General features: G+C 38.2%; 8 protein-coding genes. 6 read left to right on the top strand and 2 right to left on the bottom strand.

Going from position 1 to position 16,071, the window contains the following annotated elements:
- Positions 1-93 precede the first annotated feature (93 nt).
- On the bottom strand, positions 94-438 hold the full coding sequence (locus tag FOA19_RS23350) for a hypothetical protein (RefSeq protein WP_223808833.1): 345 nt from the start codon (positions 436-438) through the stop codon (positions 94-96).
- An 851-nt stretch (positions 439-1,289) separates the two neighbouring features.
- Here FOA19_RS23350 and FOA19_RS10210 point away from each other — a divergent pair.
- Complete coding sequence (locus FOA19_RS10210) at positions 1,290-6,167, top strand: RecQ family ATP-dependent DNA helicase (RefSeq protein ID WP_149090734.1); 4,878 nt, start codon at positions 1,290-1,292, stop codon at positions 6,165-6,167.
- A 66-nt stretch (positions 6,168-6,233) separates the two neighbouring features.
- On the opposite strand, the gene FOA19_RS10205 is transcribed toward FOA19_RS10210, so the two are convergent.
- Entirely contained in the window at positions 6,234-7,484 is a 1,251-nt protein-coding gene (locus FOA19_RS10205; protein WP_149090733.1) for a WYL domain-containing protein, read from the bottom strand.
- 503 nt (positions 7,485-7,987) lie between these two features.
- Between FOA19_RS10205 and FOA19_RS10200 the strand changes: the two genes are divergently transcribed.
- The 5 genes from FOA19_RS10200 (at position 7,988) to FOA19_RS10180 (ending at position 16,066) form a co-directional block, all read left to right on the top strand.
- Positions 7,988-9,568, top strand: a complete 1,581-nt coding sequence (locus FOA19_RS10200) for a reverse transcriptase/maturase family protein (RefSeq protein WP_149090732.1) — start codon at positions 7,988-7,990, stop codon at positions 9,566-9,568.
- 125 nt (positions 9,569-9,693) lie between these two features.
- Positions 9,694-11,262, top strand: a complete 1,569-nt coding sequence (locus tag FOA19_RS10195; protein ID WP_149090731.1) for a type I restriction-modification system subunit M — start codon at positions 9,694-9,696, stop codon at positions 11,260-11,262.
- Positions 11,259-12,527, top strand: a complete 1,269-nt coding sequence (locus FOA19_RS10190) for a restriction endonuclease subunit S (RefSeq protein ID WP_149090730.1) — start codon at positions 11,259-11,261, stop codon at positions 12,525-12,527. Before FOA19_RS10195 ends, FOA19_RS10190 begins: the two co-directional genes overlap by 4 nt.
- Positions 12,528-12,540: 13 nt before the next feature.
- Positions 12,541-14,043, top strand: a complete 1,503-nt coding sequence (locus tag FOA19_RS10185) for a DUF262 domain-containing protein (protein ID WP_149090729.1) — start codon at positions 12,541-12,543, stop codon at positions 14,041-14,043.
- Positions 14,021-16,066, top strand: coding sequence for a DUF262 domain-containing protein (locus tag FOA19_RS10180; RefSeq protein ID WP_149090728.1), 2,046 nt, complete (start codon positions 14,021-14,023; stop codon positions 16,064-16,066). Before FOA19_RS10185 ends, FOA19_RS10180 begins: the two co-directional genes overlap by 23 nt.
- The last annotated feature ends 5 nt before the right edge of the window (positions 16,067-16,071 follow it).

The following is a 16,071-nucleotide window of genomic DNA, read 5'->3' as shown; positions in this document are numbered from 1 at the left end:
TCAGTTTCTATGCCACTGCAACCTAAGTTTTGGAATTAGAATATGCAAAGTGCTTCCCTGCTTTCCCTTACAAGCTTTGTTAACTCTTCATTCCTAATAATACTCTTTGATATAACTATACCCCTTATCGAACAGTACCTGGTCTTTATGAAGCTGGTATTTTAATAAAGCTTGCCGGAGAGATTTTTGCACCTCCCTTTCACCGGCAACACTCTTTTGCCAGCCAGGAAAGCTTACTACCCGTACAATAGCGTCTATATCGGTCACAATGCGTTCAACCACTGCCGGAGTTTGTTCCGTCTTTAGTTCCAGAAACAATTCGGTTAGGGCTGCTTTAGGAGTTTTATCCTGTATTTCCTCTGCTACTTCTTTCACGGCCTGCAGGGTTTCCTTGACGAGTTTGCAGAGTTCTTTCACAAATTCTATAGAGGTGATCAACCCTTTTTCAGCTCTATCCCGAAGATCTTCCAGCGTTTCACTGATCTTCTTAAAATTGGGGTTGCCTTCTTGCTTTTTAAGCCGCTTGATCAGAATCTTTTCTAGCTTCTTGGCATTCTTCGGGTCAGGGTTGTTGAAAATGTCTTCGAGCCTGTTATCAAAATTCCATAATTATGATAACAAAAAAAAGACGCCTACTATTTATTTTAATGACATATTTGCCTAGTACAAAATATTACATACAGACTGTGATCTAGTAAACAATAAATCTATAAAGCTGAAAACGTATCTGCCTTATAGATAGCTAAACTTATAAATTTACAGTCCATAAAGTAACAGCCCAGCATGTTACGATTTACAATATATTAAAAAAAACTAATATATCCTGCAGAAAATAAAAAATGCACAGCCCCAAGCAGGAATACTTATTTTAATTATAATAATAAAATTTTCAAAATTACTCATTTTGAATATAATCATGCTCATATCTCAGATATATCTGAACAGATAATTAATATTATTCACCCTTTAAAATCTTCACATAAAACAGAAAGCATGATCTTTGTTAGACGCAAAATAACAATAGATTTAGCTGATAAAAAATTTACAATAATAGCCGATTATACACTAACACAATATGGATGGTGTGCTTTTGGCTAACTTACTTTGATGATAATTTTAAGAAAGTCCTAGCTAAGGGAAAAATAAAGGGTCTAACAAACTTGCTACCATTCTGGCTTATGACCCTAATTGTCATAGAACCTTAAAGTGAATCATAATCAATAGATATATTAGAATCCAAAACCTTTATTTAATAAATTAGCAAAATAAAGTTTCGATGCCTTAATTAAATGGAGCATATTGCCTTTTTTGACTTAGAAGTTAGTACTTCGCCTAAACAAAGAATTCAGAGCATTGGTGTTTGGCTTAAAGGAAATTCATGGCATGGAACCTCCATAAACGATTTTGAAAAATTTCAAGAGGACTCACAATTTCTTTGTGGCCATAATATTTTGGCCCATGATCTCCCTTATTTGACATCAGCAGGAGCGTCCATAAGTCTTCTTGAGAAACCCGTTATTGACACTCTTTACCTTTCGCCACTCTTCTTTCCTGATCGGCCTTATCACCGATTAATTAAAGATTATCGATTAGTAAGTGATTATTTTAACAATCCTGTAGAGGATTCAAAAATAGCAGCTGACCTTTTAGAGGACTGTATCCTCGCCTATTACAGCCTACCTCCAACACTCAAAAAGATTCTATATAATCTTCTTTGCAGAGAAAAGGCCTTTAGTGCATTCTTTAATTTGTTGGAGGAAAGTATGCCTGAGGTGGTAATAGATTCTTTAGAGGACAATATTAAGTCATTCTTTTATAATAGAATCTGTTCTACTGTAAGCTTGTACCCCCTAATTCATGAGCAGCGTGTACCACTTGCATACGCCCTAGTACTTCTTAATGCCCCAGATCAAGGTTCCATCATACCTCCGTGGTTATTGCACCGTTTCCCGGAGATTGTGAACGTGTTGCAACTGCTAAGGGGTACATCTTGCCACCAATTTGCCTGCAACTACTGCGAAAGCTTTCTATCACCTGTGGCAGGGCTTAGAAAATACTTTGGGTATGAAGGTTTCCGAAAGTTTACTCCTACCGAACAAACCCCATTGCAGCAACAGGTAGTGGAAGCAGGTTTAAAGGGAGAATCTTTGCTGGCCATTTTCCCTACTGGCGGTGGCAAATCTCTTACGTTCCAATTGCCAGCGCTAATGAAAGGTGAGGCAAACCGTGCTCTAACAGTGGTTATTTCTCCACTACAGGCTCTTATGAAAGACCAGGTAGATGTGCTCCGGAACCGTTTTGATATAACTACCGCCATTGCAATCAATGGGCTACTTTCCCCATTGGAGCGGGCCGATGCCATTCAAAGGGTTCAGGATGGAGGGGCTAACCTCTTATATATTTCTCCTGAATCTCTTCGTTCAAACACTATTTATAAGCTTTTGCAGGGTAGGCAAATTGAGCGCTTTGTGATTGACGAAGCGCACTGCTTTTCCTCATGGGGGCAAGATTTCAGAGTGGATTATCTTTATGTAGGTCGCTTCTTGAAAGAGCTTACCTTGGCTAAAAACCTGCAACAACCTATTCCCGTTTCCTGCTTCACCGCAACTGCAAAGCCAGAGGTAGTACAAGATATAATCACTTATTTCAAAGAAGAGGCCGACTTAGATCTAAACTTATATCAAACAACTGCTTCCCGCACTAACCTTACCTACAATGCTTCAAAGACAGAGGGGAAGGAAGCAAAATTGCAGCAACTGAAAGACTTGCTAGAGCATACCATTGAACCGGCAATTGTATATGTGAGCAGAACCAAGACTGCCGAATATGTTGCTGAAGAGTTAAAAAAGGCAAACATTAAAGCCGCTGCATTCCATGGCAGAATGGAGTCTGACTTGAAGATTAGAATTCAGGACAGCTTCATGGCAGGCGAAACCAATGTGATTGTGGCGACCTCAGCGTTCGGAATGGGTGTGGATAAGGAAAATGTAAAGCTTGTAGTACACTATGATATTTCTGACTCTCTTGAAAATTATATACAAGAGGCAGGGCGCGCAGGAAGAAACCCCTCCATGGAAGCTAACTGTCATTTACTCTTTGATGAAAACGACCTGAATGACCATTTTGCTCTTCTAAACCAGACGAAGCTATCAAAAAAAGAAGTTGGCCAAATTTGGAAAGCTGTTAAAGACTTTAAGCGGCTTAAATTCACAAAGTCTGCATTAGAGCTGGCCAAGCAAGCTGGCTGGGATACAGACATTATGAACCTGGAAACTCAGGTTAAGGCAGCCATAGCCGCTCTAGAAGATGTGGGTTACCTTAAAAGGGAAATGAACTCCCCAAGGATTTTTGCCCAAAGTATACTGGTACGTAATGTAGAGGCCGCTAACAAGGTTATCAATGCTAACCCAGATAAATTTCCGGGCGATCAGCTTCAACAGGCTATCCGCATATTCCAGTACCTGATTTCACGTGAAGACACACTGGTAGATACCCTTTCTGATCATTTAGGTATTGAAAAAGAAAATGTTGTAAATATTCTTCTGCACTTCAAAGAGCTTGGCCTACTTGGAGATACCAAAGACTTAACAGCTTTAATAAATCCGACAAGAAGCGAAAAGAATTCTGAACGCTGCTTCCAACGTTATGCTATAATTGAAAAGGCCCTACTGGATATATTAGCACCCTCAGAAGAAGCTCCGACTGTCTTACAGACTCATCTGCGGGATCTAAACGAAAAACTCATTGAAAAAAGATGTAATGGAAGCTCCATTGAGGCAATAAGAAACCTGTTGCAATTTTGGGAACATAAGCATTACATTAAAAAAGAACGTATTGATGCCCATACCCTACTCTACCGTATTGGCTTTCGCAAAGATAAACAAGAAATAAAAAAGGCAATCGATGACCGTCTCACCCGGGCGACGGATGTAGTAAAATGGTTATGTGAACAGAATGTTCTTGAGATTGCCAATAGAAAAAAGCAGGAAGATGCTGCTCTTGAGTTTTCAATGGTGGAAATGAAAAAGCAGGTAGAGGTTAAAAATATAACCTTGGCTAAAGCTTCACTTACAGAGTATGAGGCAGACCTTCTTTACTTACATACTATAGGTTCTATAAAACTAGAAGGTGGTTTGTTTGTGCTTTACAACCCTATGTCCATAGAAAGGCTAATAGAGGATACCCGAAAGCAATACACTAACGAAGACTACAAAAAGCTAGAGCGACACTATGAGAAAAAGGTAGAGCAGATACATATCATTGGAGAATATGCAAAAAAGCAACTCCGCAACCACATTGAAGCTTTGGGTTTTGTTAATGATTACTTCAACTTAGGGTACGAAGCCTTTGTTCAACGTCATTTCCGGCATGAGAAAGGGAAGCTTAAACAACCCATTACAGAAAAGAAGTACCGTGAAATTTTTGGAGCCCTTTCATCAGACCAGACACAGGTAATTAAGGATAATAAAAGCCTTAACATTCTAGTTGGTGCTGGTCCTGGGAGTGGTAAGACTCGTGTACTTGTGCACAAGGTCGCAGCCTTGTTGATGATGGAAGATATTAAGCCTGAGCAATTTCTAATGTTAACCTTCTCACGGCCCGCCGCTACAGAGTTCAAAGAAAGGCTGCATAAATTGATTGGTAAATCTGCCTATCACATTGATATATATACTTACCACGGTTTTGCTTTTCAGCTTTTAGGCCGTGTAGGTGATTTAAAGAAATCTGACAATGTTATAAAGCAGGCTACTGAAAGCTTGGCTAATGATGATATACCAAGTGATAGACTAAAATGTAAAAGCGTCATTGTAGTTGATGAGTACCAAGATATAAGCCAGCAAGAGTACGATTTCCTGAACAAGATAATTGAGTTAGCGGATGAAGTGAGAGTAATCGTGGTTGGGGATGATGATCAAAACATCTATGAGTTCAGGGGATCTTCCATAGCCTTTATGCGGGACTTTGAGAGAGACCAGAAAGCAACAAAGTATCTTTTCAGCATCAACTATCGGGCTTGCTATAATTTGGTAGAATTCTCTAACCAATTTCTTCGGCTATTCAAATCCGACAGGTTAAAAGCCGGTTTGCCCTTGGTGGCACAAAACCAAACTTATGGCTCTATTTGCCTAATCCGCTATCTACCTGCTTCAGACTTGATACATCCCTTGGTGCAGGATGTCATGAAGCAAAGACTTTCAGGGACTACAGCCGTGCTGACACATACAAATGAAGAAGCTTTACTGGTGCAAAACCTGCTACTCCAAAATGATGTCCCAAGCCGCCTTATCATGGCTCAGGATGGGTTTTCGCTTCGGCAGTTACTGGAAATAAAATGTTTTAGCTGGTATATTCATGACAAAATAAGTTCAGATTTAGGGTATATAGCAAAAGAAGACTGGTATAAAAGCAAAAACAGGATTGCTAAAGAATTTGCAAATTCAGTTAATTTAACGTTAGCCATTGATGTTATCACAGAATTTGAACGAAACTTTGGAGGAAGAACCTTTTGGTCTGATTGGCTAGTATTCTTGCAAGAAGCGAGAACCGAGGACTTCGTTTTCCCGGAGCAAAATACAGTGCTTGTTTCTACCATGCATAAGGCTAAAGGGAAAGAGTTTGATCATGTATTTATAATGCTCCGCAATTTCCCGCTACATGACGAAGCCTGCAAACGAGTCATTTATGTAGCCATTACCCGAGCAAAAAAGAACCTTTACATTCACACTGATCAGCCATATTTTGACAATATATTTGTTCCAGAACTGAGCAAAGTAGCAGATCATACCATTTACCCATCCCCTTCTGACTTGCAATTAGAATTAGGGATGAAGGATGTATGGCTGAGCTTCTTTAAAAGGCCAACTAGTATCTCAGCTATAAAACCTTTGAGATCCGGTAATGAATTGCGCATACCTCTTGACTACAGCGTTGGGTTGATGTCTTTAGCGGAAGTATTATATACAGGTGAACAGGTAGTAGCTTATTCAGTTAAGTTTAAAGAGCGGATAGAAAAGCTACGGCAACAAGGTTATAAATTGCACAAGGCTGTAATAGCCCATATAGTAGTTTGGTACTGTGAGGATGAGAGGAAAGAATATCGGATTGTTTTGCCAAGATTATTTTGGCAAAGTGACAAATCTGCAATAATTGATAATTATATATCTTAAAGTCTAAAAGTTATGCCCTCGCATAAGCTTGTTTGAAAGCCACCATTACTTACAATTATCCATTTATTATAACGGAGAAGGTACTGGTTGTGAGGAACTGCCTGTTTGCAAATCATCAGGTGTACCCACTTCAGATATCTTAAGATTTAAAATTTCTGCTTGCTGAATGCGATCTACCCTAAAAGTTCTTTCTTCTTCTTTGGATTGACAGAAAGCGTCAATAAAAATTAACTTTCTATTTGAACTAGTATAAAGGTTATTAGCTTTTAAAGTTCTGGTAGAGAACTTATCTTGTCTATTCTTGTAATGTATCCTTACATATTGATCTAAGCTTTTCGCTTTATTAATGATATCTAAAATAGAATCAAAAATTTTATTATTAAATAAATCTTCAGTTAAATCAGTCTCCAAAGATAACAAATTGAAATTCGGAGCTTTTTCAACAAATGGAGAATGTAATGTCTCTAAATTCAGGAGATCATTTACTTCAAAAGTACCAAACCTATTAAGAAAATAATCAAATCCCCGCAACTTATAGTAACCGCCATCATAAATAAATGATTTTGGTTTTACAATTGTAGATTTTTTCCCTTTTCGGCTAAACCTTAGGAATTTATTCTCTTCAATAGCTTCCTTTATTTGTTTTAATTTGATTGCTAAAGTTGCAGTATAATTAATTATTGTTATTGATTCTACTGGTAAGAATTCCTCAGAGAATTTATTCAATAAAGCATTAAACCATAAACATTTAACTACTATCTTAGAAACTTTCCTTATTTCATGTCCCTTTTTCCTATCAAACAACGGCTCCTTAATTTCATTCTGTTTTACACAGCAGACCTGCATAACTGGAGGCTGGTAGCTAAGCAATGGATTTATCGTAACGTTATTTTTCAAGGCATGTTTAGTCGAGTTATCACTAAAATAAATATCTTCAAATTGGGTAGAAATCTTCTTTTTATTAGATTCTAGCGCATGGGTTGAAAATGTAATCTCCTTACCATAGTATAACTCTTCTACATCAACAATGTCCTTAGCCCTTTGGACTAATTTTAACTGCTCATCATTAAGCCATTTCTCCTCGAATGAATAAGTTTTATGTGAAAACCATTTACATAGGCACTTATATTCACTTCTTACTTGATGACCAGTTTTTTGATCCCGGATACCTTCATTTTCCTTCACAACTTCTACTATTACCATTAGCGGGGAAAGAAGTCCAGAATCTCCACCAATCAAAACATTCTCCATTCCTTCAATAAAGGGATGAGTTTTGATGGCAACAATGTCTCCAAGGCTAAAAGGGAATTTGTTCATGACCTTATCAATTTGACTATTACGTATCTTCAATAGCAATATTAACAAATAATAATATATTTGTAATGTTAACCCAAGGGCGATGGTTAAAATTTATAAACATTTGGTTTGATGGATCAAAGATTTGAGAGGAGAAGTGTTATCAACCTCTTGAACCACTGTTTTCAACAGACGGAAAACAGGCTATGGATTAGTTCCGTTTGCTTCAAATAAACTCACGGTGCTGGATACAAACTCGATGGTTGCCTGAATAACAGGTACCAAAGATACGGATTCTTCTGCGCCCATGATAGGAGCGAAACATAAGAAGCTTGATACAAGCTTGAGGAGGATGGTTATTATTGTCATAGTCTTTCTTCTATATAGTTTGTTTAACACTTTCTTTATACAATTCACATTAGCGGAGACTCAAGAACTTGGGTAACGATCTTGCCCTATTTATTTAGGGGTATGTTTGTAATACAAATTTTCCGCGCCACTTGCCTTTGGGTTAACTTTATCAGATGCAACAAGAAAAAAAAGACACATGGTTAAAAAGTAGAGGGTATTTACACCTGACACAAAAAATAAATGTATCTGAGGAAGGAGCTCTGATTAAATCAAAAATTACTAATCCAAGGTTCATCTCTAAGCATGCCTTTTTCCCACTTATACATTGTATAATCAAAGAACGGAAATTTAAAAAGGTCAAGGTAAATGGACAGGCAGCAAGAAAGCATTGCTATAAAGATACTGACCAGGACAAATTTGTACAGACTGCTAAAAAGCGTCCGCTCCATTATGCAACCCATATAGATGCTTTGATTTTTGGATACTACGCATCAATACTGCAGGAAAAATATGAACAGGAATTGGCAAAGACCACTGGGCTATCAGCATGCATAACCGCTTATAGAAAAATAGAGCATAATCAGGAGGGATACAATAAGAGTACAATACATTTTGCCCATGAAGCCTTTGAGCAGATAAAAGCCACTGCTTTCACGGGTGATTGTCAAGTGCTAACCTTTGATTTGAAAAGCTTCTTCAGCAGTCTAGATCATAAGGTCCTTAAAAGAGCTTGGTATAACTTATTAGGAAAGAATACTCTACCTCCTGATCATTACAACGTTTTTAAAGCAGCCACAAATTTTTCTTATGTGTTACTTGATGACCTGCGAGCCTACCCCTGTAAAAAAAGCAGAAAATCAGGTTTTGATGAAAAAAAATTAGCTGAGCTACGGAGCAAAGGAGTTCAGGCATTTTTTGAATCGCCAAAAGAGTTACGTGAAAAAATAGAAAGCAAAGAATTACTTGTTTATAAAAACCCTTTCCGGAATGTACAGAAACAGCTTAGAGGAATTCCACAAGGCTTGCCTATCAGCGCAGTTTTAGCTAATTTATATCTATTAGAATTCGATAAATTAGTTTATCAAAATTTAGGTAGTGAAAGCGGCTGCTTTTATAGAAGGTACTCAGATGATATTCTAATTATTTGCAAACAGAGGGATTGTGAAAGAGTAGAAGGATATATAAATGAGATGCTCGAAAGGTTCAAAGTAGAACTATCTAAAGACAAAACAGAAAAATTTATCTTTAAATGTGGCTCTGATAAAGATAATAATTCCCTAGTAACCAGTATTAAAATTATTGAAGGTGAAGAATACCCAGGTTTGCCCTTAAATTACTTAGGGTTTGAATTCTATGGACACAGAACACTGGTTAAGTCAGCAAATCTTGCTAAATTCTACAGAAGAATGATTGAGGCTGTGAAAAGGTCTGGCCGCCACATTCGTAAATCGCAACAAAAAAGCCCATTTGCTGCTGCAGAACTATTTAAGAAAAGGATATTCAAGCTTTATAGCTTTCATGGCAATAAAAGAAAGGTTACCAGTAAATCTTACCAAAAATTAGAAAAAGACAATATTGGAAGGTATAGATTTGTTAAGTTCTCCCCAAAGTCTCCAAAGAAAAGCCGGGGGAACTATTTTACTTACCTTAAAAGAGCAGGTGAATTGATGCAGGAACCAGCCATCCAAAAACAAGCCCGCAAGCATTACCGCATATTACATCAAGCCATTGATATACACATTACCCAAAAGTAAGTAATTAGCATTTAGCAAGTTCTAAAAAATCAAATCTGGGAAACTGGTTAATAATATTAATTTAACCATATTTAAGTACCTGTTCCAATAACAACCCCATTTCAAAACGTATCGATTTTCCTAAAATGACCCAAGACCAAATCCGTCAATTGGAGAAAGAATTGTGGGATGCCGCTGACGCGCTCCGTGCTAATAGTAAATTAACTGCCGCCGAATACAAAGACCCGGTATTAGGTTTGGTGCTTTTGCGATTCGCCCAAAACAAGTATGAAGAAGCCACGCCTGTGGTAGAAGCCAGCATACCCGCCGGACCACGAGGCAAACGGGCGGCTACCAAAGAAGATTACCTATCTGCGGGGGCAATCATGCTGCCTGAGGAAGCCAAGTATGAGTACCTGGCCAATCTGCCAGAAGGCAAAGACATTGCCGAGGCCATCAATAATGCCATGAAGCTGATTGAAGCCGAATACCCTGACTTGGAAGGCAACCTGCCTAAGAATTACCAAGAATTTGAAAGCGACCTGTTACGGGACCTAGTACGGGTGTTTAACAAAGATGCGGTAAAGAAAGCCACTGGAGATGTGTTTGGAAGAATTTATGAGTACTTCCTGATGAAGTTTTCTATGCAAGGAGCCGGTGCGCAGGAAGGCGGTGAATTCTTTACCCCACCTAGCCTTGTACAACTAATTGTGAATTTTATTGAGCCTGATCACGGCATTATCCATGACCCTGCTTGTGGCTCTGGCGGTATGTTTGTGCAAACGGGGTATTTTGTAAAAGGCCACACCAACAAAGAAGTAAACGAAGCCATTAAGTGCTATGGCACTGAGCAAAAAACCAACAACACCAAACTGGCTAAAATAAACTTGGCCATACATGGCATTGAGGGCAAGATCATAGAAAGCAACAGCTTCTATTCAGACCCGCACCATTTGGTAGGCAAATGCGACTTTGTGATGGCTAACCCGCCATTTAATGTGAGCAAGGTAGACAAAGGCAGAGAGTTTGTGAAGACTGACAAACGGCTACCTTTCGGTGTGCCTAAAACTGACAATGCCAACTACATGTGGATACAGTATTTCTACAGCTACCTGAATGAAAATGGCCGGGCCGGTTTTGTCATGGCCAGTTCTGCCACCGATGCTGGACACAGCGAGAAACTAATACGACAGGAACTGATCAAAACCGGTGCGGTAGACTGTATTGTAGGTGTAGGGAACAACTTTTTTTATACCCGCTCCCTGCCATGTCATGTGTGGTTCTATGACAAAGGCAAACGTGCTGAAAACAAAGACAAGATTCTGATGCTGGACGCCCGCAATGTGTTCAGGAAAGTGACTACCACTATCAATGATTTTAGCGCGGAACAACTGGAAGGGCTTACGGCTATCATGAAGCTTTACCGCGGAGAGCAACCTGAAGTAAGTGCTGACAATTCCTGGTTCACTGACCTCTTCCCAGATGGGCAATATCGTGATATAGACGGTCTTTGCAAAATTGTAAGCTTAAAGGATGTGGAGGAGAATGACTATAGTCTTACTCCTGGCCGGTACGTAGGCGTAACCATACAACTTGATGATGCTTTTGACTACCAAAGCCGCTTACTGGAAATTCAAGAAGAGCTAGACAGCTTGAATGCCGAGGCTAAAGTATTATCTAATACAATTTCAAATAATTTGAAGGAATTGGTATGAAAGGTTGGAAAGTAATAAATATTGGCTCTTTAGGTCAGGTTATCACTGGCAACACACCATTAACCACTGATAAAGAACTATACGGTGGTCCATATCCATTTATAAAACCCACAGATATGGATATTGACAGAAGATATGTCTCTACTTGGGAAGATACATATTCAGATAAAGCATTTAAGAAGTACAAGAACTCATACATTCCAAAAGGAGCAACTGGTGTTGTTACCATTGGAACAGTTGGTGAAAAAATGTTTCAAGCAGATAGGCCATGCTTTACAAATCAATCTGTAAATGTGGTTATTCCTGATGAAACCTTGTATGATAAAGATTTCATCTACTATTTATTAAAATATAATTTACCTAAAGTAAGTAGCGCTAACCCTGGTACTGCCTCAGGAAGACACCATGTAAGTAAATCCAATTTCTGCGCAATTGAAGTTATTGTTCCAGTAGATTTATCTATTCAAAAAAGGATTGGTTTTATTTTATCAAGTTATGATAATTTAATAGAGAACAATCTCAAGCGCATAAAGCTGTTGGAAGAGCTGGCGCAGCGCACCTATATGGAATGGTTCGTGAAATTCAGGATTAACGGCAAACAGCTAGAAGTAAATGCTGAAACTGGTTTGCCCGAGGGTTGGATAGGAAAAGAATTCGGGTTCTTTGGTGAAATAAAAACCGGCAAAACACCTTCAACTTCAAATAATGACTTTTTTCATGGTGAAGTGCCGTTTGTAAAGACTCCAGACATGGCAGGGTTCCCTTATGTTTTGGAAACAAATCAAACCCTGTCTAGAATTGGAGCCGATACACAGAAGAAAAAATTTATACCTAAGAATAGTTTGATGGTTAGCTGTATTGGTAGCGCTGGAGTATATGCATTGGCTTCAGAAGCTTGCCAAACAAACCAGCAAATAAATTCTATCATTTTTTATAAAGAATACTATCAATATTATTTCTATTGTCTAGCCGGAAAGCTAAAGCCCATTTTAGAAGGATTAGGGAGTAATGGAGCTACAATGACTAATGTGAATAAAGGCAAATTTGAAAAAATGATTGCCGTTCATCCCACTGATGAAGTTTTAATCAGGTTTCATAATCTAGTTAAGAGCAATTTTGAAGTGATTCTTAATCTTCAAAGACAAATCCGACTTCTTAAAGAATCTCGTGATATTTTATTACCACGCCTAATGAACGGAACGCTTTCGATAGAGAGAGCAAGACAAGAACAATTTGCATTAGCTGAGGAGGAAGAATTAGCTTAATCAACAATCATATATGGAAGTTTTAGCTGACATACCTAAAGTCAGGCAGCAAAATAGGGGGCATAATAACCGCGGCCAATTAGAAATTGGGGTATGCAGCTTAAGCGATTTACTAGCATTACCAGAACCATTTATTTTACGCATTCCAGATTATCAGCGTCCTTACGTTTGGGATGAAGAGAAAGTAAAAGCCCTGTTTAAAGATCTGGAGGAATTTTACAACGATAGGAAAGCCGGGGAATATTATTTCTTTGGTACTATTTTATTACACCAGAAAACCGAAACTGCTCTTGAAATAATTGATGGACAGCAACGGCTCACCACTCTTCTAATTCTGGATTATGCTATAAACAAAGAAAGTAGTCAGATAGCTACCTTGAAAAATCGTTTAGAGTTAAACTTTGATTCACCAAAGTCGCAGGAAAATATTCATAAAAATCACAGATTTATAATAGGAAAAATTGAAAGCTTCTTTCCTGAAGAAAAACTAAAAGCGTTACTGGATGACCTAATTGCTACCCTTATAATTACTTCTTCTGAAGATGATGCTTTTACCTTTTTTGAGTCACAGAATAATAGGGGTGTAACCTTAAGTGCAGTTGATTTTTTAAAATCTTACCACCTAAAAGCACTTAAAGGAGAACAGGAAGAAACTGAAAAACAACGCATTGCTGCGCGAAATTGGGACTTCTCAAACCAGAATCAAGCCCTAGATAGGCTTTTTCGGTTGTACATCTGGCGCGGCAGAAGTTGGAAAGGACAAAAGATTGGGTTTGAAAACAAAGAGTTAATTTTAAAGGAGTTTCAGAAAAATACTAAGATCAAACGCAAAGATGGTGGTATTTCGTTGTTTCCAAGTTCAAAAAACCGCTTGGCTGATACCTTGGAGTTTTCTGCTACCTCAGGTGTAAGTGTAAGAATGGCTTCCATTGCGTTGCAAACACAGCCAGTAGATTATCCTTTTGCGCTGCGTCAACCTTTAGAAAAAGGTATGGGTTTTTTCCTTTATACCCAGAAGTATAACGATCTGTACCGTCTTATTTTCAGGAAGCAACATGAAGAGAATTCTGAAATTTGGCTTGTAAATGATTTTTATACAAAAGTTTATAAAGCATCAGGCTTTAGCTCTTACCTGACTGACTTTTTTGAATTATGTACTTTGCTTTATTATGACAAGTTTGGACAAGACCAGCTTTACCGCTTTTGTTTGTGGCTAGATTACCTGCTGGGTTCTTACAGGATTAATCAAAGCAGCATTGTAGCACAAACCCCTATCCGGATTGTTCGTGACCAAAGCCAAAACTTGCTGGACATAATTGAACTAGCTTATCTGCCTGAAGAGGTAATTGAATTTATAAAAAGCATAACAGATAATACCCACTACAATAAAGAGGTAAAAGGCAATGGGGTGCAGGGTAAATATAAAAGCAGCCTGGTGGCTTACTATCAACAGCCAGAAGCAGCCGCATTAACAAATAAAAAAGATTGGATAAATGCTAAGTTTAAATCTGCATAAAGGATACCCGGTTGTTTCGCACTTCAGCACATTGGCAGAAATTGTTAAAGATGATAAGCGGTTTAATATTCCTATCTATCAGCGGCTATACGTTTGGAAAGACGACCAGATAAAAACTTTGCTTGAAGACCTTGAAAAAGCGTTTCGAAACGAGTTGCCACACTATTACTTGGGCGGGGTAATTCTTGCACGTACTAATCAAGAAGCTGTGACCACTCCCAAGAAAAAGCAAGTTGAATTTGATTTGATAGATGGGCAGCAACGGTTTACAACGTTATGGCTGATAGGTTCGGTGTTAAAACACTCACTTACAGCCTTTAACTTTTATGGGGAAGAAAGCAAGTCTAAAGCACGTTTAAATTTTAGTATCCGTGATTTTGCTAACGAATTTTTTAATAATCCTGAAAACCGCACAAATATCACTGCTATCAGCTCAGATGCAAAGGCTGAATTAAAACCTATTTCGTCTGCTCTTGAAACTATTAACCGGTTTATAAAAGATAAAGCATTTACAGAAACAGAGAAAAGTAGCTTTTCTGATTTTCTAATGCATAATCTCCGGATAATGGTAACCATTATGCCCCATAACACAGATGAGAATAAACTTTTTGAAGTTTCTAATAACAGAGGCGTTCAGTTGCAGCACCACGAGATTCTTAAGCCCAGGTTACTTAAATACATAGAATCCTCGGAAGAGCGGACTAAATATGCACAGGTTTGGGATGCCTGCGCCATAATGGATAATTACCTGGAGAAAAACATAAAAGAGATTGCGAAATTAAAATGGCGGGACCTAACAACTTCAACGAGAGAAAACGAAGAGGAGGAGGAAGTTAGTCTACCTAAGGATATCATTGGTAGGCTCAATAATCTAGCTATAAATACACCAAAACATTTAATTGATATTCTGGAAACCCCCGAAGACCTTGTTTCAGGCACAAAAGAAGACAACAGCGGATACGATGTAGTATATGATGCTCCTGAAAACAGGAGTATTCTTTCTTTCCCAATGCTTTTGCTCCATGTATTAAGAATATTCCAATTCGAAAAAAACACTGATCTTGAACAAGAGCAAATTGCAGAGATCGATGAGAAGAAGCTGCTTGTAATCTTTGAAAAGTATTTTACAAATTATTGGAATGAGACAGATGTAAAAGCATTTATTGAGCTGCTTTGGGAAGTTCGCCTGAGATTTGACAAACATGTTGTAAAGTGGGTTGGTCAAGGTAGAGATGAAAGACTTACCATAGAGAAATTATACCGCAACAAAGAGGCGTTGCAACGTCGAGAACCGGAAAAGAATAGCGGATTTATGATGCTGCAAAGTATGCTTTACCACTCGCAGGAAACTATTAGCCGCTATTGGCTCACCCCATTATTAAATAAAATGCGTTCCTGCGACTCCACTGAGGAATTATACAGGTACTTAAGAAACGTGGATAATGCCATGTTTTGTGCCGGTAATAATGAGACTTTAAGAGTGAGAAGCTGGAATCTGTTAAAACCTGGCAGCGAAATTAAAAAGGCAGATGTACAGTATTTAGGCCTTGAAGCACAAAAAGGCACAGATTACCCTAGCTATGTATTTTACAAGCTGGATTTTATTCTATGGTATTTCCGCGATACTATTTTTGATAAAAAGCAACTGACTAAATCCCAAAAAGAAGATTGGGAAGATTTCCGGATAACCTCTAAAAACTCAGTAGAGCATATCTCACCACAAAACCGGAATGAGTTAGATCTAAATTTAGTATGGGAGCTTAGTGACAGCCCAGATGCAAAGCATAGTAAATTAGACGACTTTGGTAATTTGGTTTTGCTTACGTCCGGTATGAATTCTGAATACAGTAATAAGATTTATACAGTTAAAAGAAGTGAATTTATCGCTAAAGCCGAAAACCACCGACTTGACTCCTTGAAGTCAGCTCTTATTTTTGAAAATGAGCGATGGAGCTGGGATTTGTGCCAATCTCATAGAGAAGACATGATAAATTACTTTAAGGATTACTTCAGCCAAAACTAAGCCCA

Origin of the sequence: Rufibacter hautae, assembly GCF_008271695.1 — a bacterium.
GTDB classification, from domain to species: Bacteria; Bacteroidota; Bacteroidia; order Cytophagales; family Hymenobacteraceae; genus Nibribacter; species Nibribacter hautae.
Note: the sequence above shows the minus strand (reverse complement) of the source record. Positions and strands in the feature narration are given on the sequence as shown.